Here is a 22,121-nt window from a genome sequence, read left to right on the forward strand (position 1 = left end):
GGTGACAGAAGCGGGCAACGCCGCCGCCGCGAGGGGCATTCCATCGCCGGATGTCACAGCTGCGGCATAGCCGTCGTCGTCTCGGTGTTGTCACCCGCGATACCGATCCGAAGGAGCCTCACATGCCTGTCGACATCAGCAATCCCGCCGAGCTGCACGACCCGACCGGGTTCGGCTACAGCCATGTCGCCCGGGTGACCGGTGAACTGGTCTTCATTGCCGGACAGTACGACTCCGACAAGGAAGGGCACACCACCAGCGACGATTTCGCGACGCAGGTGGATCGCGCCTTCGCCAATCTCGGCATCGCGTTGCGTTCGGTGGGGTTGGACTTCGCCGATGTGGCGCAGCTGCGGACCCATATCGTCGACCACGACCTCGACAAGCTCGGCGTGATCGGTCGGAAGGTCGCCGAGATCTGGGGCGATCGTCCGCCCACGCAGACCCTGACGGGTGTGGCGGCGCTGGCCATGCCCGGCATGCTTTTCGAGGTGGACGCCGTGGCGGTGCGCGGCTGAATCATTACGAAGCGGTTGGTTCCTGCGGTCGCACCGTGCGGTGAAACCGGCCGGGAGCCAACCGTTCCGGACGAACTGCGACTACTTCTTGCAGGTTTTGTCCATGTGCTGCGTCACGTTCTGGGCGGACGTGCCCAGCTTCCCGGCGGCGGCCGCATTCGCCTCGGACTTGGCCCGCATCTCCTCGAGGCCCTTGGTCGGATCGGAGAGATCCGGGGACGACATGCTCGCGTTGTTCTTGTTGATCTGCTCCAGGGAGTTCGCGTAGGTCTCCCAGTCGGACTTGATGTCGTCCGGTGCCACCTCGGCGATCTTGCGTGACTTGCTCACCATCTCCGCCGAGGAGGAACCGGGATCGGTGCTGACGGTGCCCATGTCCTTGACCGCGTCGCAGTAGGCGGACGACGAATCGCCGCTACCGCAGCCGCTGAGGACGCCGACGGTGACAGCGCAGGCCGCAACGGCCGTGAAGATACGCATGAATACGGGACCCTTCCGTATGTCTCGTTTGCCCAAATTTCCCCGGGGTGCTCAGCAACCTACCGGACGGGTGACGAACCGGCCAGATCGGTTGTGCCCCAGGTCTCGGGGGCACACGGTCCGTCGTATTCGGGTGAAGGAGACCGGGTCGGGGCCCGAGAACGGTTGGTACCTGGTCGTTTACATGTTCTACGTGAAACAACCGGGTACCGGCCGCGGGTGTGGCGTCAGCGCTCGTCCGGTGCCGGAGGCAGCTGCCGCGGGCCGCGGTACTCCAGTTCGCTCGCGCCCTGGCGAGCCCTCAGCGCATCGCCGCGGCGCGGGGCGTCGAGGCCGTACTGCGCCTCCGCGGAACCCTGTGCGAGTGCGGCGCGGTGTGGGTCGTGGGAGCCGTAGGGCGCGTCGACGACCTGGTGCGGTGCGCCACCCGTCAGTTGTTGTCCGCCCGGCCCGGGATAGGACGAATCATCGGAATTCACCGTGACCTTGCGGGTGCGACGCAGGGTGAAGGTGATCTCCTCGGCCTCCTCGAACGCCTGCCGCACGGTGCGCATCGGGTGGGTGGCGGTATCGACCGCATTGGCGACGAAGGACGGCACCAGCGGCCTGATCCAGCGGGCCGCGGTATCGGTGAAGGGCACCGTGCCGATCACCGGAAGCTCCAGCCCACCACCCTTTTTCGGCTCCGGTCGCGCGGCGCTCGCCGGAACCACGGCCCCGTGCGGATCCGTCGCGGCGAGCTGTCTCGACGGGAGCTGGGCGGGCAGGTTGTGCGGCTGTGTCACATTCCCCTCCTGGGACACGGAGCTGTGGCCTCCGGCCGCGGGTGCGGGCGGAAGTTCTGCCATGGCCTCGAAATCGGCGACCGCGCGGCGCGCGGGCTCGGTGATGCCGATCTCGAAGTTGCCGATGGCGGCGACGATGCGCTTGCGCTGCCGCTCGCGATCGATCGCGGTATCGGCGTGCACGGCCAGGTGGGCCGCGGCCAATTCGTGGTCGGCGCGCAGCTTTTCGGCCTCGGTGCGCACCTCGGCCCGCTTCACCGCGATGGCGGCCGTGGCGGACTGCTCGGCGCGGTCGGCCACCGCCTGCGCGGCGACCCGCCGGTCGAACGAGGTCTCCCCGCGCCACCACCGCAGCAGCAGCGGAAGCAGCGCCAGCGCCACGCCGACGACGATGGTCGCCAGCCGGAGCAGCAGCGCCCCGGCATGGCCGGTGGTGTAGTCGTTCATCGCCAGCCAGCGTGCGCCGAGTCCGCGGTCGCCGGTGTCGAAGGCGTCGGTGCGGGCGGCGTCGAGAATCCGCTGCCGCTCGGTGATCCGGTCGTCGGCCGGTCGCACGCGGGCCTCCGCGTCGGCCAGCCGGGTGCGCGCCTCGGCGAGCATGTCGTTGGCGGTCTGCGTTTCGGGTCCGCTGCCGGGCACTCCGGTGATCTTGGTCTGCGGGCACTCCGGCGACGGGTTGTACTCACACCGCGCGATCGTCAGGTTCTGGCCGATATCGCCCTGCGCCTTGGCGATTGCCTGATCCAGGCCCGCCCGCTCGGCACGCGCCTGCTCCAGGTCGGTGCGCGCGGTGACCACCGCGGACGCGGATTCCGTATCGCGCCTTGCCCTTTCGTCGAGTTCCCGATCGACGGTGCCGCCCAGCAGGACGGTGCTCGCCAACTCGGCGACCACGACGCCGGCGAGTGCGGCGACGGCGATCCGGCCGATCAGGTCACCGCGCCGCGTGCCCGACAGCGAGACGGTGGCCAGTGCCCGAGCGCCCGCGGCGACCACCAGCAGGGCGAGCAGCGCCGCGATCACGACGACCACCAGTGGCCAGTCGGCGGCGGCGGTCGCCAGCGTCACCACCAACCCGGAGACCACCGCGAACAGCAGTACCGCGGCGCCGCCGATCGCATAGTGGGAACGCTCGTGGCGGTCGGTCACTCCGGTTCCGGCGCCGCCGAGCCAGGTCAGCAGGGCAACCGTGTCCGGGCGGGATTTACCGGGGGCATCGCCGCCGCGGCCGGTGGGGGAAGCGGACGGTTCAGGGACGTGGGGGTCGGTCATGGGATCTCACATCCTCTAAGTCCCAGGCATTTTCGCATGCCGACGACGGTGTCGCTCACTTCGCTGGCGGGGCCGGAGGCGGGAACTTGCCTTACCACGGAGACCCCCGGCCGTGCGCAAAATCGATTTCAGCGTGACAGGCTGGATCGCGTTCTACCGAGTACGGGACCGGGGATGTGGTCAGCCTCACAGATCATCGGCGAGTGCGTCCCCGAGACCGCGCGCGAATCCCTAGTCTCGGTGGGTGATCGGTTTCCGGGAGCCGGATCTCGGGGCTCGGCGACAGGAGGTTCGGATATGCGCGTCGGAAGCGACGGCAGGGGGCTCGCGGGTCCGCGTCACCACGGACGCCGCCAAAGACGCCGGGCCGCACTCGTGCTGGCCTTCGCAGTCGCGTTCGGAACGGTGCTCGCCGGGGCATCGCCGGTGAGTGCCGACCGTGTGCCACCGGCGACCGCGGAGACCGCCGACTCTGCGGCGCCCTCTCCGCTGGGCGGGCTCGTCGAGTTGGTGCTCGAGCGCCTGAACACCGCCGATGCGGTCGCCGCGGCGAAATGGGCCACCGCCGCCCGGACGGGACAGCCGCCGGTGGTCGACGACCCGGCCCGCGAGGCGGAGGTCTACGACTCGATGGCCGCCGCCGGCGGCGGCCTGGGCCTGCCCGAACCGTGGGTGCGCCAGGTGTTCTACGGCCAGATCGAGGCCAACAAGATGGTGCAGCGCGGCCTGCAGACGTGGTGGCGGTTCGACCCGGGCTCGGTCCCCGCGACACCGCCGGATCTGTCCGCGGTGCGTCCCGTGATCGACCGGGTGAACGGTGAGATCCTGCGGCAGCTGGCCGCGCACCGCGGCGAGCTCGCCGGCCCCGAATGCGCGGAACGCCTTGCGGCCGCGGTCTTCCCGGTGCTGACCTCCGGCCGGGCCGATGCCCTGCACCAGGCGGCGCTGGTGCGCGCCTCGGTGGTGCTGTGCCCGGCGCCGTGAGTCCTTCGGCGGATGTGAGAAAACCCACTGGAGAGGGTTTGCTGGATCTGTGCTGAATCGCACAGTCGATAAACGAAGCCGTACGGTCTGAACGCAGCCGTGACCCGCTGCCTGCGTGTCCGGAACGTCACCTGCGGGTGTCCGGAGAGTTAGCCGCCTTACATTCGGTTTGTTCGGCCCGCGCCCTGGGAATTCTTCGTTGATGCAGGTAAGAGGGCATCTTGCGGCGTACGTGCAGGCTCGTCGGGCGGCACGGCGCGACCATGGCGAACAGTGGCACACACGACTCAGCGATCATCCGTACCTGCTTTACACTGGAGAACGCGCAGGTAGTGGAGGACCGATGAAGAAGCCCAGGTAGACGCCGTTCTTAGCACAACCTAAGTTGGTTGGGCTCACGTCCTGACTTATCGTTTGCTCTTAGCGTCGGACACGAAATGTCCGGCTACAACGCCCGACCCGGCCACGAGCCGTGGCAACAGCCTAGCGGGCGAGAACGGCGCGGCGGCCAGCAAAACCGTAAGGGTTTCGTTACCGCCGAACACCCGGCTACGACATCGGAGCGGGTGGACAACTGGAGAGTCGACTGCACGGGAAGACCATCAGCGCAGCTGGTCTCCGAAACGTCCGGGCGCAGTCTAGACGGAGGCGATCGACGAAGGCCCGATTTCATCGAAGGCCTGAATTTTTTGAAGGCAGAGGCATGACGCAACTTCCTGGCCACAGGTCCCCCACCGGCGGTGCCGGCTACGGGCACGGACCCACCGGTCTCTATGACCCGGCGTACGAGCACGACGCCTGCGGTGTCGCGTTCGTCGTCGACATGCACGGCCGTCGCAGCCGTGACATCGTCGACAAGGCCATTACGGCATTGCTGAACCTGGAACACCGCGGTGCCGCGGGCGCCGAGCCCAACTCGGGCGACGGCGCAGGCATCCTGATCCAGGTACCGGACCGGTTCTTCCGCGCCGTGGTCGACTTCGAGCTGCCGCCCGAGGGCTCCTACGCCACGGGTATCGCCTTCCTGCCGCAGGCCCGCCGCGAGGCGGCCCGTGCCCGCTACCACGTCGAGAAGATCGTCAAGGAAGAGGGACTGACCGTCCTCGGCTGGCGCGAGGTCCCGATCGACGAGTCGTCGCTGGGCGCGCTGTCGCGCGACGCGATGCCGACCTTCCGCCAGCTCTTCATCGCCTCGCCCGCCGACGCCGCCGAGCAGCTGTCGGGCATGGACCTGGAGCGCCGCGCCTACGTCGTGCGCAAGCGCGTCGAGCACGAGCTCGGCAAGCAGGGCCCTGGCGAGGGCGCGGTCGGCCGCGAGACCGTCTACTTCCCGAGCCTGTCCGGCCAGACCTTCGTCTACAAGGGCATGTTCACCACCCCGCAGCTGCGGGCGTTCTACCTGGACCTGCAGGACGACCGGGTCGAGTCGGCGCTGGGCATCGTGCACTCGCGCTTCTCCACCAACACCTTCCCGTCCTGGCCGCTGGCGCACCCGTTCCGCCGGGTGGCGCACAACGGTGAGATCAACACGGTCACCGGTAACGAGAACTGGATGCGGGCCCGCGAGGCGCTGCTGAAGTCCGACGTGTTCGGTACCGATTCGCAGGGGCAGGACCGGCTGGAGAAGATCTTCCCGGTCTGCACCCCGGGCGCCTCGGACACCGCGCGCTTCGACGAGGTGCTGGAGCTGCTGCACCTGGGCGGCCGCAGCCTGCCGCACGCCGTGCTGATGATGATCCCGGAGGCCTGGGAGCGGGCGGAGTCGATGGACCCGGCGCGCCGCGCCTTCTACCGCTACCACTCGTTCCTCATGGAGGCGTGGGACGGCCCGGCCTCGGTGTGCTTCTCCGACGGCACCGTCATCGGCGCCGTGCTCGACCGCAACGGCCTGCGCCCCTCGCGCATCTGGGTCACCGACGACGGCCTGGTCGTGATGGCGTCCGAGGTCGGCGTGCTGGATATCGAGCCGTCCAAGGTGGTCAAGAAGGTCCGCCTGCAGCCGGGTCGCATGTTCCTGGTCGACACCTCGCAGGGCCGCATCATCGGCGACGACGAGATCAAGACCCAGCTCGCCAACGAGCACCCGTACCAGGAGTGGCTCGACGGCGACAACGGCGACGGGGGCCCGACCAAGCTGTCGGACCTGCCCGACCGCCCGCACGTGCATATGTCGCACGATCGCGTCCTGATCCGGCAGCAGATCTTCGGATACACCACCGAGGAACTGAACCTGCTGATCTCGCCGATGGCCAAGACCGGCGGCGAGGCGCTCGGTTCGATGGGCACCGACACCCCGATCGCGGTGCTGTCGGCGCGCCCGCGGCTGCTGTTCGACTACTTCTCGCAGCTGTTCGCGCAGGTCACCAACCCGCCGCTGGACGCCATCCGTGAGGAGATCGTCACCAGCCTGCGCAGCATGATCGGCCCGGAGTCCGACCTGCTGCATCCCAGCCCGGAGTCCTGTCGCCAGATCACGCTGACCCAGCCGATCCTGGACAACGACGAGCTGTCCAAGCTCGTCCACATCAACGACGACGGCTCGCATCCGGGTCTGCGCTCGGTGGTCGTGCACGGCCTGTACCCGGTCAAGAAGGGCGGCAAGGGCCTGCGCAAGGCGCTGCAGGCGATCAACGAGCAGGTCTCGACCGCCATCGACGGCGGCGCCCGCATCATCGTGCTGTCCGATCGCGAATCCAACGAGAAGCTGGCGCCGATCCCGTCGCTGCTGCTCACCGCGTCGGTGCACCACCACCTGGTGCGCGAGCGCACCCGCACCAAGGTCGGCCTGGTCGTGGAGGCCGGTGACGCCCGCGAGGTGCACCACATGGCGATGCTGGTCGGCTTCGGCGCGGCCGCGATCAACCCGTACATGGCCTTCGAGTCGATCGAGGACATGCTCGAGCGCAATGCGCTCGACATCCCCGGCAGCACGGGCGATCTCGCCGCCGATTACGACAAGGCGTGCAAGAACTACATCAAGGGCGCCGGCAAGGGCGTGCTGAAGGTGATGTCCAAGATGGGCATCTCCACCATCGCCTCCTACCGGGGCGCGCAGCTGTTCCAGGTCGTGGGCCTGTCGCAGGAACTGTGCGATCAGTACTTCACCGGCCTGACCTCGCCGCTGAAGGGCATCGGCCTGGACGACATCGCGGGCGAGGTCGCGGCCCGGCACCGGGTGGCGTTCCTGGAGAACCGCAACGAGCGCGCGCACCGCGAGCTCGAGGTGGGCGGCGAGTACCAGTGGCGGCGCGAGGGCGAATACCACCTGTTCAACCCGGACACGGTGTTCAAGCTGCAGCACGCCACCCGCACCGGCCAGTACAAGATCTTCAAGGAGTACACCAAGCTCGTCGACGACCAGTCCGAGCGGCTGGCCTCGCTGCGCGGGCTGTTCAAGTTCAAGTCCGAGACCCGGCACCCGATTCCGATCGAGGAGGTCGAGCCCGCGTCGGAGATCGCCAAGCGGTTCTCCACCGGTGCGATGAGCTACGGCTCCATCTCCGCCGAGGCGCACGAGACCCTCGCGATCGCGATGAACCGCCTCGGCGGCCGGTCGAATTCGGGCGAGGGCGGCGAATCGGTGTCCCGCTTCGAGCCGGAGGAGAACGGCGACTGGCGGCGTAGCGCGATCAAGCAGGTTGCCTCCGGGCGCTTCGGCGTGACCGCGCACTACCTGACCAACTGCACCGATATCCAGATCAAGATGGCGCAGGGCGCGAAACCCGGTGAGGGCGGCCAGCTTCCGGCGCACAAGGTGTACCCGTGGGTTGCCGAGGTCCGGCACTCCACGCCGGGCGTGGGTCTCATTTCGCCGCCGCCGCACCACGACATCTACTCCATCGAGGATCTGGCGCAGCTGATCCACGACCTGAAGAACGCGAACCCGCAGGCGCGGATTCACGTGAAGCTGGTCGCCGAGCCGGGCGTCGGCACCGTCGCCGCGGGCGTCTCCAAGGCGCACGCGGACGTGGTGCTGATCTCGGGTCACGACGGCGGCACCGGCGCCTCGCCGCTGACCTCGCTCAAGCACGCGGGCGGTCCGTGGGAGCTCGGCCTCGCCGAGACCCAGCAGACGCTGCTGCTCAACGGCCTGCGCGACCGCATCGTGGTGCAGGTCGACGGCCAGATGAAGACCGGTCGCGACGTGCTGATCGCCGCGCTGCTCGGTGCCGAGGAATACGGCTTCGCCACCGCGCCGCTGGTGGTTTCGGGCTGCATCATGATGCGCGTGTGTCATCTCGACACCTGCCCGGTGGGCGTCGCGACGCAGAATCCCGTACTGCGCGAGCGCTTCACGGGTAAGCCGGAGTTCGTCGAGAACTTCATGCTGTTCATCGCCGAGGAGGTGCGCGAGCTGCTGGCCTCGCTGGGACTGCGCACGCTGGACGAGGCCATCGGCCGCGTCGACCTGCTGGACACCACCAAGGCCAAGGAGCACTGGAAGGCCAGCAAGCTGGACCTGTCGCCGATCCTCGACGATGTCGAGACGGCGTTCATGTACCAGGACCGGCGCTGCACCAAGGAGCAGGACCACGGCCTGGACAAGGCGCTGGACAACCAGCTCATCGCCCAGTCCGCCGACGCCCTGGAGCGCGGCAAGGCGGTGAAGTTCGAAACCAAGATCACGAACGTGAACCGGACCGTCGGCACCATGCTCGGCCACGAGGTGACCAAGCTCTACGGTGGCGCGGGTCTGCCCGACGACACCATCGACATCACGTTCACCGGCTCGGCCGGTAACAGCTTCGGCGCCTTCGTCCCGGCGGGTATCACGCTGCGGGTGTTCGGTGACGCGAACGACTATGTCGGCAAGGGGCTTTCGGGCGGCCACCTCGTCGTGCGGCCCTCGTTGAACGCCCCGCGGGAGTTCGTCGCGGAGCAGAACATCATCGCGGGCAACGTGATCCTGTTCGGCGCCACCAGCGGTGAGGTGTTCATCCGCGGCGTCGTGGGCGAGCGGTTCTGCGTGCGCAACTCCGGCGCCACCGCGGTGGTCGAGGGCGTGGGCGACCATGCCTGCGAGTACATGACCGGCGGCAAGGTGGTCATCCTCGGCGAGACCGGCCGCAACTTCGGCGCGGGCATGTCGGGCGGTATCGCCTACGTCTACAACCCGAGCGGCACCTTCGAGAAGCACCTCAACCCGGAACAGGCCGATGCGGTCGAGCCGCTGTCCGGTGACGACTTCACCTGGCTGCGGGACGCCATCACCCGGCACCGCGACGAGACCGGATCGGCCGTCGCGGAACGCATCCTGGGTGACTGGTCGCAGCAGGTGAACCACTTCGTGAAGGTTATGCCGCGCGACTACAAGAAGGTACTGCTGGCTATCTCCGAGGCTGAGAAGGCCGGCCGGGACGTGGACGAGGCCATCATGGAGGCGGCTCGTGGCTGAGAGTGGACGGCCGGTTCGGGCGTGGACGAGGCGCTGTAACCATTCGAGGCGGCACGTGGCTGACCGCACCGGGAACATTGGGTGCGCCGACCTGGCGCGTGAGTCGGGAGCCGAAAATGGGTGACGCACAAGGATTTCTGAAGCACACGAAGCGGGAGCTGCCCGAGCGGCGGCCGGTTCCGCTGCGCCTGATGGACTGGAAAGAGGTCTACGAGGAGGGGTTCTCGCACGGCACCCTGCAGACCCAGGCCAGTCGCTGCATGGACTGCGGAATCCCGTTCTGCCACAACGGCTGTCCGCTGGGGAACCTGATTCCCGAGTGGAACGACCTGGTGTACCGGGGCAATTGGCGCGAGGGCATCGATCGCCTGCACGCCACCAACAACTTCCCGGAGTTCACCGGGCGGCTGTGCCCGGCGCCGTGCGAGGCGTCGTGCGTGCTCGGCATCAACCAGGATCCGGTGACCATCAAGCAGGTCGAGGTCGAGCTCATCGAGAACGCCTTCGACGAGGGCTGGGTGGCCCCGGTGTACCCGACCCGGCTGACGGGCCGGAAGGTCGCCGTCGTGGGTTCGGGCCCGGCGGGCCTGGCCGCGGCACAGCAGCTGACCCGCGCGGGTCACACCGTGACGGTCTTCGAGCGCGACGACCGCATCGGCGGCCTGCTGCGCTACGGCATTCCGGAATTCAAGATGGAGAAGCGCTTCATCGATCGCCGGCTGGCGCAGATGGAGGCCGAGGGCACCGTCTTCAAGACCGGCGTGAACGTGGGCGTGGACATCACGGCCGCGCAGCTGCGTGAGAAGTTCGACGCCGTCGTGCTCGCGGGCGGTTCGACGATCGCGCGCGATCTCCCGATCCCGGGCCGCGACCTGGACGGCATCCATCAGGCGATGGAGTTCCTGCCGCTGTCGAACCGGGTGCAGCTGGGCGATCCGATCACCGACGAGAACGGCCTGCCCCCGATCAACGCCAAGGGGAAGAAGGTCGTCATCATCGGCGGCGGTGACACCGGCGCCGACTGCCTGGGCACCTCGCACCGGCACGGCGCGGAGAGCGTGCACCAGTTCGAGATCATGCCGCGGCCGCCGGAGGAGCGTGCCGAGTCGACGCCGTGGCCGACCTACCCGCTGATGTACCGCGTGTCCTCGGCCCACGAGGAGGGCGGCGAGCGGGTGTACTCGGTCAACACCGAGCGCTTCGTCGGCGAGGACGGCAAGGTCACCGCGCTGCAGGCGCACGAGGTGCAGATGGTCAACGGCCGCTTCGAGAAGATCGAGGGCTCCGACTTCACCCTCGAGGCCGATCTGGTGCTGCTGGCCATGGGCTTCACCGGTCCGCAGAAGGCGGGCCTGCTCGAGGAGCTGGGTGTCGGCTACGACCAGCGCGGAAACGTCATGCGCGACAAGGACTGGCAGACCACCGTGCCCGGCGTGTTCGTCGCCGGTGACATGGGTCGCGGCCAGTCGCTGATCGTGTGGGCCATCGCCGAGGGCCGGGCCGCCGCGTCCGCGGTGGATACGTTCCTCGAGGGCGATACCGCGCTGCCGGCGCCGATCGTCCCGACGACGGTCGCTCAGCGCTAGCGAACGACAACGAAGGTGCCCGTGAGCCATTGGCCGCGGGCACTTTTCGTGTATCCGCACAATTCGACGGAAATCGGACGACTTCAGGTGGTCGAATGGCACTTCTGCAAAGAGCCCTTTATTCTTGGCAGCGGTGTGTCACCGAACCAGGCCATCGGTCTGTTTCCAAGCTCATAGGAGCGAGCAGTTTCGGTTAGCCCGGTGTTAACCGAATGGAAATCCGGTGCGCTCACCATTGTCAGCAAGTAGTCGGGTGCCCCTGCCGGGGCCGGGCTTGAACTGGAGCGGTATGCGGGTGAAGAAGTTGGTCGCGGCTGCAGGAGCAGCGGCAGCGGTGTTGTCTGGCGTGGTGACCGGTACCGCGCTCGGAACCGGCTCCGCCGCAGCGGATCCGGGTTGCCCGAGCCTGTACGTGGTGGCGATTCCCGGGACCTGGGAGACCGGCGATCACAAGCCCGAGGACATGACGGGCCCGGGCATGCTCGCCGGGGTCACGCGCGGCCTCCCGAGCTCGGCCGAGGTCGACTACGTGTCCTACGCCGCGACGGCCTTCCCGTGGGAGGGCGACGTCTACGGCGCGTCCAAGAGGCAGGCGATCGATGGGGCCCGGGGCCTGATCGGCGCGATGGCCGCGCGGTGCGCTGCCACCCACTACGCCATGGTCGGCTACAGCCAGGGAGCGGACGCGGCCGGTGACCTCGCGGCCGAACTCGGCACCGGGCTCGGAGTGGTTCCCCCGGACAAGATCTCGGGTGTCGGGCTCATCTCCGATCCGCGGCGCTCGCCCACCGACATTCAGGTCGGCCCCGCGGCCGGTGGCGCCGGTTCGGGTGGCCCGCGGCCGGGCGGCTTCGGCTTCGTCAGCGACCGCGTGCGGACCATCTGCGCCGAGGGCGATCTGTACTGCTCGACCGCCGACACCGACTTCATCGCCCGCTTCGCCGGATTCCTGGCGCAGGCGTCGGGCGCCAATGCGGGCAATATGTGGCGGTACCAGCTGGAGGCCGGTTCGATCATCGGCGACCTGTTCGCACACGGCGGCATCCCGATGCTGCAGTCGCAGCTCTCGGAGAGCGCGAACAAGCAGCGGGTGCAGCAGCTCGAGGACTTCTACGGGTCCGGGGCGCACACCTCCTACGGCAGCTACCGGGTCGGCGGCGGGCAGACCGCCATCTCCTGGATGCACAACTGGATCTCCGGCATGGCGTGATCGGATTGCCGGTACCGACCGGGATTCCGCGATGACGATCGTGAGGGCCGCTCCCCAGGGGAGCGGCCCTCACGCATGTGTCGACCTCGAGTCGGGTCCGACACCGGCCGCTGCGCGACAGTTGTGGACGTTGCGGCGGGTGCCGCGGTCACACCGCGATGCGGCCGTGGGGTCCGTCTGCGGTCAGCCGAACGAGCCGGTGGACGGGGGCAGGATCGGGCCGCCGGGGCCCGGATGGAAGGGGCCGGGCCCACCGGGATGCGGGCCGTCGAACCAGCGGCCCGGGCCGTCCCCGCCGCCGGGGTGCGGGGGACGCCAGTCGCCGTGATCATGTCGGCCGATATCGGCGGCGGGCGCCGGAGTGCCGGCCACCGCGGTGGCTTCGGGGGTGGCGTCGTCGGCGAAGGCGGGGACGGCAAGGGCGGTGAGGGGGACGGCGACCAGGGCGCCTGCCACCGCCACCCGGGCCACCGTCCTACGGGTGCGAGTCGGCTTTCTGTTGGCGAGCAACGGACTTCCTTTCTCTCGGAGCGTGAGTCGCGACCATGGCGGCTCACCTGGTCCATCGAAGAAGCCGTTGCTGAGACAAGGATCCGACAGGGCTGGCAACTGGCTGGGAGAGTGTGGTCGGTGCGCTACGAATCGGTGTCGGCTGCCGGGATCGGTGTCGACGAGCGGGTTGTGTCCCGGAGACTCAGATGTTGCGGGGAAGCAGGTCCCAGACGTGACCGTTCTCATTGATCGTGGCCGCGGTGCGGCGGCCGGTGCGCGAGTACAGGATCCGGGTGATGGAGCAGTAGTCGACGGGGAAGGTCAGCGGGCGGTCCAGGCCGAGCACGTCCTGCAGGGTGACGTTGACCACGCCGCCGTGCGCGAAGACGACCACGGTATCGGCCGGTGCCGCGGCCGACACGATCTCGTCGATCGCGTGACGCACCCGGGCGATGAAGGCAGGCCCATCGATCTGCTCGGGGAGATAGCCGGCCTTGATCCGCTCGTAGACGGCCCGGAATTCCCGGTGGAACGCGTCCGACTGCGCTCCCGCCGCTTCGGATTGCGCCGCCGCGTCCGAATGTGCCGGTACCGCATGCGGTTGCGCCGGTGCGGTATCGGCTGCAAGACCTGCCGGGGACGAGCCCGCCCGACCGGTCTCGATCGGGATATAAACCGGCAGGTCGCGGTCGTACTCGGCGAGATCGTCGTGAATCTCGACCTCGAGACCCAGCTTCTCCGCCGTCGGTGCGGCCGTCTCGCGGGCACGGCGCTGCGGGCTGCTCAGCACGCGCACGATGCGGTGCGGGCCGCCCTCCAGCCGGGCCAGCGCACCCGCCACCCGCGCCGCCTGTTCGCCCCCGAGCTCGGTGAGCCGCGGATCGGCGGGGCCCGATGCGGTGACCATCTGCTCCGGTTGCGCGTGACGGACGAGAACGAGCTGCACCCGTCCCACTCTGCCGTACGGCTTCCCGGGCACGGACGACGGGTTGCCGAGGACGGCGGTGTCACTGCGGCTACCGCGAATCCCCTTGTGATGTCCGGGGCTTGACGAGGGGGAAGGGGAGGGTTTCGCGGATGCTGCGGCCGGTGATCAGCATGACCACGCGGTCGACGCCGACGCCGAGGCCGCCCGTCGGGGGCATGGCGAATTCCAGGGCCTGCAGGAAATCCTCGTCCAGCTCCATGGCCTCCGGATCGCCTCCCGCGGCCAGCATCGACTGCTCGGTGAGGCGGCGGCGCTGCTCCAGCGGATTGGTCAGCTCGCTGTAGGCGGTGCCCAGCTCGACGCCCCACGCCACCAGATCCCACCGCTCGGCGACACCCGCGACGCTGCGATGGGCGCGGGTGAGGGGCGACACCGAAGTGGGGAAGTCGATGTAGAAGGTGGGTTCCTCGGTGCGGTCCTCCACCAGGTGCTCGTACATCTCCAGCACGATCTGCCCTGCGTCCCAGCCGAATTGGTAGGGCACCCCCGCCTTGTCGCACAGCACGCGCAACCGCTCCACCTCGGTCTCGGCGGTGATCGTCTCGCCGATCGCCGCCGAGATGGCACCGTGCACGGTCTTGACCGGCCAATCGCCGGAGATGTCCACCTCCCGCAGCGAACCGTCCGGATCCGGCCGCAGCGCAACACATTTCCCGTTGGCGGCGACGGCGGCCTCCTGAATGAGCTGGCGGCAGGCGTGCATCATCCGCTCGTAATCGCTGTGCGCCTCATAGGCTTCCAGGATCGTGAATTCCGGATTGTGGCTGAAGTCCACGCCCTCGTTGCGGAAGACCCGGCCCAGTTCGAACACCTTCTCCATACCGCCGACGCACAGCCGCTTCAGGTACAGCTCCGGCGCGATGCGCAGATACAGGTCCAGGTCGTAGGCGTTGATGTGGGTGGTGAACGGCGCGGCGTTGGCGCCGCCGTGCACCTGCTGCAGCACCGGGGTCTCCACCTCGAGAAAACCCCAGCCGGACAACGTATCCCGCAGCGACCGCACCACCGCGCTGCGCTTGGTCAGCACCTCGCGGGCCTCGGTGTTGATCGCCATGTCGACGTAGCGCTGCCGCACCCGCGCCTCGGGATCGGCCAGGCCCTTCCACTTGTCCGGCAGCGGATGCAGGCACTTGCCGATCATCCGCCAGTCCTGGGCCAGCAGCGACAGCTCGCCGCGGCGACTGTGCCCGACCTGGCCGCTGACCTCGATCAGGTCGCCGAGATCGAAGTACTCGTCGAATTCCGCGGCCCTGTCCGCACCCACGCGGCCGCGGTCGATGACGAGCTGAATATCGGCGGACCAGTCCCGCACCACCGCGAAGATCACCCCGCCGTAGTCGCGAATGCGCAACAGCCGCCCGCACACGCGCACCGTGGTGCCCTTGGGCGAGCGCCGCGCCGAGTCGACCGTGTGGGTCGGGGGATAGGCGACCGGATAGCCGTCCACGCCGGTGGCCTCGAGCCGCCTGACCTTGTCCATCCGCACCCGCACCTGTTCCGGGCGGCGAGCGCCGGCCTGCTCCAGCTCGGCGGGCGGCAGGTCCGGCGGGCTGCCGTCGGCGTGCAGGCCGGTCATCGTCGACGGTACGGCCGAGCGAAGACCGGTGTGCGCCATGGCATCCGGCTGCTTGCCGAACCGGGGGAGGAAGCCCTCGGCCAGCGCGCTGGCCATCGCGACCCGAGGCAACTGGCGGCGCTCCTCGAACATGAAGAACCGCGGCACCCACTGGGGCTGATACTTCACATTGGATCGGTACAGCGCCTCCAGCTGCCACCAGCGCGAGAAGAACATCAGCACGCTGCGCCACAGCCGCAGCACCGGCCCGGCGCCGATGCGGCCGCCCTCCTCGAAGACCGAGCGGAACACCGCGAAATTCAGCGAGATCCGGGTGATGCCGTACTGGCCGGAATTGAGCGCCAGCTGCGAGATCATCAGCTCCATGATCCCGTTGGGGCCCTTGGGGTCTCGGCGCATGACATCCAGCGACACCCCGCTGCGCCCCCACGGCACCAGCGACAGCATCCCCCACACCCGGCCCGCGCCGTCGGCGGCCTCCACCAGCAGGCTGTTGCCGTCCAGGGGATCGCCGAGGCGGCCGAGTGCCATCGAGAAACCGCGCTCGGTCTCGGTATCGCGCCAGGTGTCGGCGCGCGCGACCATCTGCTCGCGTTCGTCGGGGGTCAGCTCGCTGTGGCGGCGGATGCGAACGGTGAAGCCCTGCTTGCGAAGCCGGTTGGCGGCCTGCCGGACCTGCTTCATCTCCGGTCCCGCCAGCGAGAACGAGCGGGTCTCGAGAATCGCCTCGTCGCCCAGCCGCAGCGCCGAGAGCCCGGCGCGCCGGTAGGCGGTGGCGCCCTGCTCGCTCGCGCCCATCACCGCGGGCGCCCAGCCATATTGGTCGGCCAGCCGCAACCAGGCGTCGATCGCCTGCGGCCATGCCTCGCGCACTCCGATCGGATCGCCGGAGGCCAGGCACACCCCGAGCTCGACGCGGTAGGTGACCGCCGCCTTGCCGCTGGGCGCGAAGACCACCGCCTTGTCGCGGCGGGTGGCGAAGTAGCCCAGCGAATCCTCGACGTCCGATCGTTCCAGCAGCCCGCGCAGCGCCGATTCGTCGAGACCGGTCATCGCGTTCTCCGCGCGCTGCGAGCGCAGCAGCACGACGGCCGCCGCCATCAGGGCCAGGAAACCGAAGAAGCCCAGCAGCAGGTTGACCAGGTGCGGCGGATGGCCGTCGAAGTTGTCGTTGCTGACCACGACCGCGGCCGTCACCCGCGAGACCGCCCACAGCGGGCGCTCGGCGCCGCGCGGCAGGCTGCCGGGGAACACCTCGACCAGCCCCCACCCGACCAGGCAGCCGATCGCCAGGCCGCCGACCAGCACGCCCAGCGCCGTCCATCCGGCGGCGCGGCGCACGTGGGTATAGAACTCGGGCCAGGACATGATCAGCAGGCCGATCACGGCGGCGTGCACGATCAGCGCGATCAGGTCGTGGATGCTGCGCTCGTCGGCGAAGTCGAGTGCGTTGGCGACCACGAACAACGTCATGTAGCCGACCAGCAGCCACCAGGCGATCCGTTTGCGGCTCGCGGTGGCGCCCGCGAGCAGGGCCACGATGAGAGCCCACACCAGGCTGGTGTCGGGGGCGTCGAAGTAATAGTGGTCGATATAGCGCCGGGGCACCTGGGTGATGAATCGCAGGCCGGGGGAGATGCTCCACAGTCCGCACAGGACGGAGAAGACCCCCAGGACGAGCCCCACGATGTGCGGGACTTCGCGCAGCCGCCCGTGTCCGCGATGCGGCACCTCGGGCGTCCGCGGTCTGTGCTCGGTATCGGGGTGTTGCCGGTCCTGCGTCGAAGTCACCGCATCAGTGTGGCGGTTGACCGGGCTCGAATACAGAAGGTCGGCGGGCATGTCCGGGGGCCGGGATGTGCCGCCACGGCGGCGGAAGGTAATGATGTACCCCATGTCGGATCCAGTCGATGTGCCGATCGATGACGAAGTCATTCGACTCGGACAGTTCCTGAAACTGGCCAATCTCATCGAAACCGGCTCGGAGGCCAAGACGGTGATCGCCGCCGGCCTGGTCCGCGTCAACGATGAGGTCGAACTACGCCGCGGACGTCAGCTACATGCCGGTGACGTCGTCTCCCTGGCCAGTCATCAGGTGCGCGTGGTCAACGTGTGAGCTCAGGCCCGCACGACGATGCCGTCGTGGTCGCTGTAGAGCATCTCGCCCGGCACGAAGGTGACCCCACCGAATTCCACCGGCACATCGCGCTCCCCGGATCCGGTCTGGGTGCTCTTGCGCGGGTTGGTGCCCAGCGCCTTGATGCCGATGTCCAGGGTGCGCAGGATCGCCGAATCGCGCACGGCGCCGTGCACGACGACCCCCGCCCAGCCGTTGCTGACGCCGCGGCCCGCGATGATGTCGCCGACCAGGGCGGTGTGCACGCTCGCATCGCCGTCCACCACCAGCACCCGGCCCTCGCCGGGTTCGCCCAGCGTCTGCTTGACCAGCAGGTTGTCCTGGAAGCAGCGGATGGTGACGATTCGTCCGGAGAATGCCTCGCGGCCGCCGAACTGCGTGAATTGCGTATCGCAGCTGCGGATCTCGGGGCCGATCTCGTCGGCGAGGTCGGCCGTCGCGACTAGGTTTGCTGATTCGGTCACGAACCCCAGCTTGCCATGGCGCTGTTACGAGCCCTGACGTGCCAGGTGATGCTCGGCGATCTGAGTGGTGAGATTGCCTGTGGTGTGCTTCACCGCGAGCTTCACGAACGGCTCGATGGTCTTGCCGAGCACCTTGCCCGCGATACCGCCCGGGACCCGGTAGTCGACGATCGCGTCGACCACACAGGTGCCGTCGTCCTTCGCGTGGAACAGGAACGTCGATTCGATCTCGAAGCCCTTGATCGACTTCACCGCGAGGGCGGAGTTCTCCTCCCAGCGCACGATCTCGACGCGGGAGTGCAGGGTGACCGGGCCCAGCCGGATCGTGCCGTCGAAGGTGGCGCCCACCCCCTGCACCTGCTCGGTGACCGGGGTGAACTCGCTGATCTCGCTGATGAAATTCGGGAGATTTCGGTAGTCGTCGACATAGGCGAACGCGGTCTCGGACGATGCGGCGCACTCCGCCACGATCTTCACTGCGGTCATGCGGGAACTGTAACCGGTTTCAGTACCGCGTGCGTGGTCACGCGGTGACGGCCAGCGTCGCCGCCAGCCCGAACACCAGCGCCATCACGACCACCTCGGAAACCGCTCGGCGCAGCGAGGATTCGGCCGTCATCCGGTGATCGCCCGCCAGCGGAACCCAGCGCCGGCGCCACCACCAGCCGAGCGCCAGCAGCACGGCGAGCACCGCCGTCTTCGCCAGCAGTATGCGGCCGTAGCCGGTGTCGATCAGCGGCGTCAGCCCGCCGAGGCGGACCAGTCCATTGCAGATGCCGGTCACCGTCACCGCCACCAGTGCCGGGAGCGCCCACGCCGAATACCGGGGCAGCAGCACGGCCCACTCGCCGCGAGTGCGCGTCACCAGTGCCAGCGCCAGCAGCAGTCCGAACCAGACCGCCGCGGCCAGCGCGTGCACCGCCGCCACCACCGAACCGAACGCCTGCTGCGACATGTGCCCGGTGATCGGCCGCAGCGCGAGCGCGACGGCCGCGAACACCAGCACCAGATCGGCGGTCGCGTGCTGGGGCCGCCGGTAGGCCAGCGCGCAGTAGCCGGTCACCGCGCAGGTGCCGATCAGGATCGCGATGCCCACCTGGCCGCCGCTGACATAGATCAGGTAGTCGCCGAACTGCGGGAGCCGCAGCCGGGTCACCGGCACACCCACCACCTGCGCGGCCTCGCAGGCCAGCACCGCGAATTCCGTTGCGACCCAGAGTCCGCCGAATCCGGCCAGCAGCCGCCACGACGGCCGCAGGCGGTCGTGCAGCCGAGGCAGGGCGGCCAGGCCCAGCACGACGGCGCCGGCGCAGTCGGCCAGCGCCCGCACCGGGGCCTCGGACTGCACCGGATCCGGCGCGGCCAGCGCCCACGCCAGCGCGGCCCCGAGCAGTGCGGCCGGGACGACCAGCAGCAGCGCCGCGCGCAGGGCGGTCGAACTGCCGCCGGTCGCCGCCCTGCTCACTGGCGCTTACGGGTGCTTCCGCGGCCGAGCAGCAGGACCGCCAGCACGCCACCGAGCACCACGACCGCGGCCACGATGAACACCCACACGGGGACTCCGCCGGAGCCGCCGTTCTCCGCATCGCTCGCCGGGTTGGCCTGCTGACCCGGGGTGCCGTTGCCGGGCTTGGTGAGCGTGAACGTGCGGGTGCCGCTGACGGGGTGGCCGTCGGCGGAGGTCACCCGGTAGGCGATCGTGTACTGGCCCGCGGGGCCGAGATCGCCGACCTCGACGCTCGCCGTCGGGCCGTCGATGACCGGCTGGCCCTTGTCCCAGCGGTTGCCGTCCGGGCCGACCACGGTCAGCGACGGGAAATTGGGCTGCAGATTCTCGTTGAAGGTGACGCTGACCCGGGCCGGGCCCGCATCGATCTGCGCGCCGTCGGCCGGATCGGTGCCCACGACCGACGAGTGCGCGGCGGCCGGTCCCGCGGCGACGAGGGCGAGGCCGCCGAGCAGCAGGCCGCTCACCAGGCCGAACAGTATGCGCCGCATCATGACCGCCGTCCCCGGATCAAGGCGCCGAGCCCGAGCGCCGCGCCGAGCGCGCCCAGGATCAGGCCGACGCCGCCGAGCCAGCGCGCCGCGTTGTCGGATTCGCGCGGCGCCTCGGTGCCGCTCGCGGCCACGCTGTGGTCGTTGCCGGAGCCGCCCGGCGCGAGGCTCAACTCCGGTGCCGGATGTTCCGGTTCGGCGCCGTCGGGACCCATCGGCTGATCCCAATCGACGATCTTGCCGTCACTGTAGGACTGGGCGGCCGGGAAGCTGACCGTGGCCTGCTTCGGCAGCGGGCCCGCGGACAGCACGAAACGCTGGAACTGGCCGGGACCGACGCCGGGGTTGCCCGGATCGGCGGTCCAGGTCACGGCGACCGCCTGGTTCTTGTCGTTCTTGTCGACCTTGGCGGTCCACCCGGGCATGGGCTCGGTGCGGGCGGAGGACAGGCCGGGAAGTTTGACGGTCAGCTTGGTGGTGGCGGCGGTTGCCGATTCGGTCGGCACCTTGAACGTGACGACGGTGTAACCGCCCTGTTCGGCGCCGGGAGCGTCGGCGGTGACGTGCGCGGCGGCGGTGCCGGCGCCCAGCAGGGCCAGCCCGGTCGCGACGCCCGCCGTGACGACGGCGCGCGGAAGCACAGTGGACATGAGAACTTTCTCGGTCGGGGGGTGGGGTGTCGGGTTATCGGACCGGCACCGGTGGCGCGCGAGGGGAGATCGCGCCGCGACGGAGAAAGCGGTAGGAGCGCGCCGCCGAGCCCGGCCAGCGCACCGATCGGGTGGGGAGCGGAGGGAAGGGCGCGCCGACGACCGCGCGAACGGTCTGCGAGACAACGGCATACAGCCGGTCGGCGGCGCCGATCAGGACCGTGCACAGCAGCGTGGCGAACGCATGCGCGACCAGCATCGGCCCCGCGGGCAGATGCACACCGGCGACGAGAATGTCTGCGGCGTGGGCGGATTCGCCGGTCGGCCCGCCGTGGTCGTGCCCGATCATGCTCGACAGGGCCGCGTGCCCGGCCAGCTGTCCGCCGAACAACGCGGCGAAAAGCATTGCGCGGCCGAGCGTTCCGGTGGGAGTCGGCAGTGTCGCGATGATCGCTCCGCCCGCCGCCGCGGCGAGCAGCAACAGCGTCAGCGACGTCGATCCCGGATATCCGCCTCCGGCCAGGCCGTGCGCCGCCACCGCCAGCGCCATGACGGCCGCACCCGCCACGGTTCCGCGCACGTGCCCGCTACCCGGCGCATCGAACGGGCGCTGCCGCGACTCCGGCCGGAAGCGGCCATCCGGCAGTCGAACTCGTGCCGATCCGGCCCGACGCCCGGAAGGCACGCGGAGCCGCGGCCGTGCGGCACCGGCACCGGCGCCCGCCCGCGACCCGTCGCCGGGTCCGGTGGGTTCGTGGCCCACCGGCCCGAGTCGTGGCAGGCCACGGTGGCGCATCGGTGCGGGATATCCGGGGGATTCAGCGCACGCCGAGGCGGGCGAGAACGTCGGCTTCGATACCGGAGAGCTCATGGGAGATCGAGCCGTGCACGGCGCGACGGCGCTGCGGGGGCATCTGCTCGGCGGTGCGGACCGCGGCCGTCAGGCTCTCCAGCCGATCCCGCGTGGCGGAGACGAACTTTCCGGTCTCCTGCCCGTCGGCGCTCCGGTCCGCCTTGCCCTCGATCTCGGTCAGCGCCGATTCGGCGTTGGCGATGCGCGCCTGCAACTTGGCGCCGTGACCGCTGAAGTCGGTCAGCTGGTCCAGGCCGATCCCGAGCCGGTGGGCCCGGCGGGTGTCGACCTGCCCGCGGATGAACGTCGCGGCGCGATAGGCGAGCGGGGCCAGCACCGGCACCAGCACCCGGGCCACACCCAGATACTTCTTGACCTGCCCGGCGGAGAACAGGTCCCGCTCGGCCTTCTCGGCAGCCTTCTGCGCGGCCTTCTCCTCGGCCTTCAGGGTCGCGATCTGCTGCTTGGCCACGTCCCGCTGGTTACGGGCCTCGGCGCGGTCCCGCTTGCGCTCGTTGCGGGCACCGAGCTTGGCCTCCACGGCGGCCTTGTGCTTGAGAGCCTTCGCCTCGGCTTTGCGGTCCGGCCGCCGCTTGCGCTTGGTGAACAACCCCATGAAGCCCTCCGTCATGCTGATTCGCCGCAGGCAGCCGCTACCTGCTGTGTATTCCGGTGCACACACAGTTTGCGCCAACCCTACTGTGCTTTTGGCCTCCGCTCCGCTCCGGCGGGT

The 22,121-nt window shown here is 69.3% G+C and carries 18 protein-coding genes; 6 read left to right on the plus strand and 12 right to left on the minus strand.

Annotated features, from left to right (window positions below; translation table 11 throughout):
* Positions 1-122 precede the first annotated feature (122 nt).
* A complete protein-coding gene (locus NM1_RS26880; RefSeq protein ID WP_068025617.1) occupies positions 123-518 on the plus strand; it encodes a RidA family protein in 396 nt (131 codons plus the stop codon).
* Positions 519-599: 81 nt separating this feature from the next.
* On the opposite strand, the gene NM1_RS26885 is transcribed toward NM1_RS26880, so the two are convergent.
* Positions 600-998 carry a hypothetical protein gene (locus tag NM1_RS26885; protein ID WP_068025620.1) on the minus strand — a complete coding sequence of 133 codons (399 nt, stop codon included), beginning with the start codon at positions 996-998 and terminating at the stop codon, positions 600-602.
* A gap of 227 nt (positions 999-1,225) precedes the next feature.
* The gene (locus NM1_RS26890) at positions 1,226-3,055 is read right to left on the minus strand and encodes a DUF4407 domain-containing protein (RefSeq protein WP_068025626.1); all 1,830 of its coding nucleotides are present in this window, start codon (positions 3,053-3,055) and stop codon (positions 1,226-1,228) included.
* 426 nt (positions 3,056-3,481) lie between these two features.
* Here NM1_RS26890 and aroQ point away from each other — a divergent pair, with 426 nt between their 5' ends.
* The 4 genes from aroQ (at position 3,482) to NM1_RS26910 (ending at position 12,230) form a co-directional block, all read left to right on the plus strand.
* Positions 3,482-4,039, plus strand: coding sequence for a gamma subclass chorismate mutase AroQ (gene aroQ, locus NM1_RS43145; protein ID WP_169814333.1), 558 nt, complete (start codon positions 3,482-3,484; stop codon positions 4,037-4,039).
* A gap of 703 nt (positions 4,040-4,742) precedes the next feature.
* On the plus strand, positions 4,743-9,434 hold the full coding sequence (gltB, locus tag NM1_RS26900) for a glutamate synthase large subunit (protein ID WP_068025632.1): 4,692 nt from the start codon (positions 4,743-4,745) through the stop codon (positions 9,432-9,434).
* Positions 9,435-9,550: 116 nt separating this feature from the next.
* Positions 9,551-11,020, plus strand: a complete 1,470-nt coding sequence (locus NM1_RS26905) for a glutamate synthase subunit beta (RefSeq protein WP_068025634.1) — start codon at positions 9,551-9,553, stop codon at positions 11,018-11,020.
* Positions 11,021-11,309: 289 nt separating this feature from the next.
* Positions 11,310-12,230, plus strand: a complete 921-nt coding sequence (locus tag NM1_RS26910; RefSeq protein ID WP_068025638.1) for a cutinase family protein — start codon at positions 11,310-11,312, stop codon at positions 12,228-12,230.
* A gap of 183 nt (positions 12,231-12,413) precedes the next feature.
* Here NM1_RS26910 and NM1_RS26915 read toward each other — a convergent pair whose 3' ends face one another.
* The 3 genes from NM1_RS26915 to lysX all read right to left on the minus strand — a co-directional run bounded on the left by NM1_RS26915 (position 12,414) and on the right by lysX (position 17,077).
* The gene (locus NM1_RS26915; RefSeq protein ID WP_169814334.1) at positions 12,414-12,740 is read right to left on the minus strand and encodes a hypothetical protein; all 327 of its coding nucleotides are present in this window, start codon (positions 12,738-12,740) and stop codon (positions 12,414-12,416) included.
* 184 nt (positions 12,741-12,924) lie between these two features.
* Positions 12,925-13,668 (minus strand): histidine phosphatase family protein, encoded by a 744-nt coding sequence (locus tag NM1_RS26920; protein ID WP_068025666.1) that lies wholly within the window; start codon positions 13,666-13,668, stop codon positions 12,925-12,927.
* 70 nt (positions 13,669-13,738) lie between these two features.
* Complete coding sequence (gene lysX / locus NM1_RS26925) at positions 13,739-17,077, minus strand: bifunctional lysylphosphatidylglycerol synthetase/lysine--tRNA ligase LysX (RefSeq protein WP_068025670.1); 3,339 nt, start codon at positions 17,075-17,077, stop codon at positions 13,739-13,741.
* A 103-nt stretch (positions 17,078-17,180) separates the two neighbouring features.
* Here lysX and NM1_RS26930 point away from each other — a divergent pair, with 103 nt between their 5' ends.
* The gene (locus tag NM1_RS26930; protein WP_068025672.1) at positions 17,181-17,402 is read left to right on the plus strand and encodes an RNA-binding S4 domain-containing protein; all 222 of its coding nucleotides are present in this window, start codon (positions 17,181-17,183) and stop codon (positions 17,400-17,402) included.
* A gap of 2 nt (positions 17,403-17,404) precedes the next feature.
* On the opposite strand, the gene rraA is transcribed toward NM1_RS26930, so the two are convergent.
* Genes rraA through NM1_RS26965 form a run of 7 tightly spaced genes read right to left on the minus strand, consistent with a single transcriptional unit; the run spans position 17,405 to position 22,004 of the window.
* Positions 17,405-17,887 carry a ribonuclease E activity regulator RraA gene (gene rraA / locus NM1_RS26935; protein ID WP_068025644.1) on the minus strand — a complete coding sequence of 161 codons (483 nt, stop codon included), beginning with the start codon at positions 17,885-17,887 and terminating at the stop codon, positions 17,405-17,407.
* 24 nt (positions 17,888-17,911) lie between these two features.
* The gene (locus NM1_RS26940) at positions 17,912-18,373 is read right to left on the minus strand and encodes an SRPBCC family protein (protein WP_068025646.1); all 462 of its coding nucleotides are present in this window, start codon (positions 18,371-18,373) and stop codon (positions 17,912-17,914) included.
* A 37-nt stretch (positions 18,374-18,410) separates the two neighbouring features.
* Positions 18,411-19,352, minus strand: coding sequence for a CopD family protein (locus NM1_RS26945; RefSeq protein ID WP_068025649.1), 942 nt, complete (start codon positions 19,350-19,352; stop codon positions 18,411-18,413).
* Positions 19,349-19,888 (minus strand): copper resistance CopC family protein, encoded by a 540-nt coding sequence (locus NM1_RS26950; protein ID WP_068025651.1) that lies wholly within the window; start codon positions 19,886-19,888, stop codon positions 19,349-19,351. The genes NM1_RS26945 and NM1_RS26950 overlap by 4 nt, the downstream gene beginning before the upstream one ends.
* Positions 19,885-20,535, minus strand: a complete 651-nt coding sequence (locus NM1_RS26955; RefSeq protein ID WP_068025654.1) for a YcnI family copper-binding membrane protein — start codon at positions 20,533-20,535, stop codon at positions 19,885-19,887. Before NM1_RS26955 ends, NM1_RS26950 begins: the two co-directional genes overlap by 4 nt.
* Positions 20,536-20,569: 34 nt before the next feature.
* Complete coding sequence (locus tag NM1_RS26960) at positions 20,570-21,331, minus strand: hypothetical protein (protein ID WP_147289042.1); 762 nt, start codon at positions 21,329-21,331, stop codon at positions 20,570-20,572.
* A gap of 22 nt (positions 21,332-21,353) precedes the next feature.
* Positions 21,354-22,004, minus strand: a complete 651-nt coding sequence (locus NM1_RS26965) for a DUF6474 family protein (protein ID WP_068025676.1) — start codon at positions 22,002-22,004, stop codon at positions 21,354-21,356.
* Between the last annotated feature and the right edge of the window lie 117 nt (positions 22,005-22,121).

Origin of the sequence: Nocardia mexicana NBRC 108244 (assembly GCF_001613165.1) — a bacterium.
In the GTDB taxonomy this organism is placed as follows: domain Bacteria; phylum Actinomycetota; class Actinomycetes; order Mycobacteriales; family Mycobacteriaceae; genus Nocardia; species Nocardia mexicana.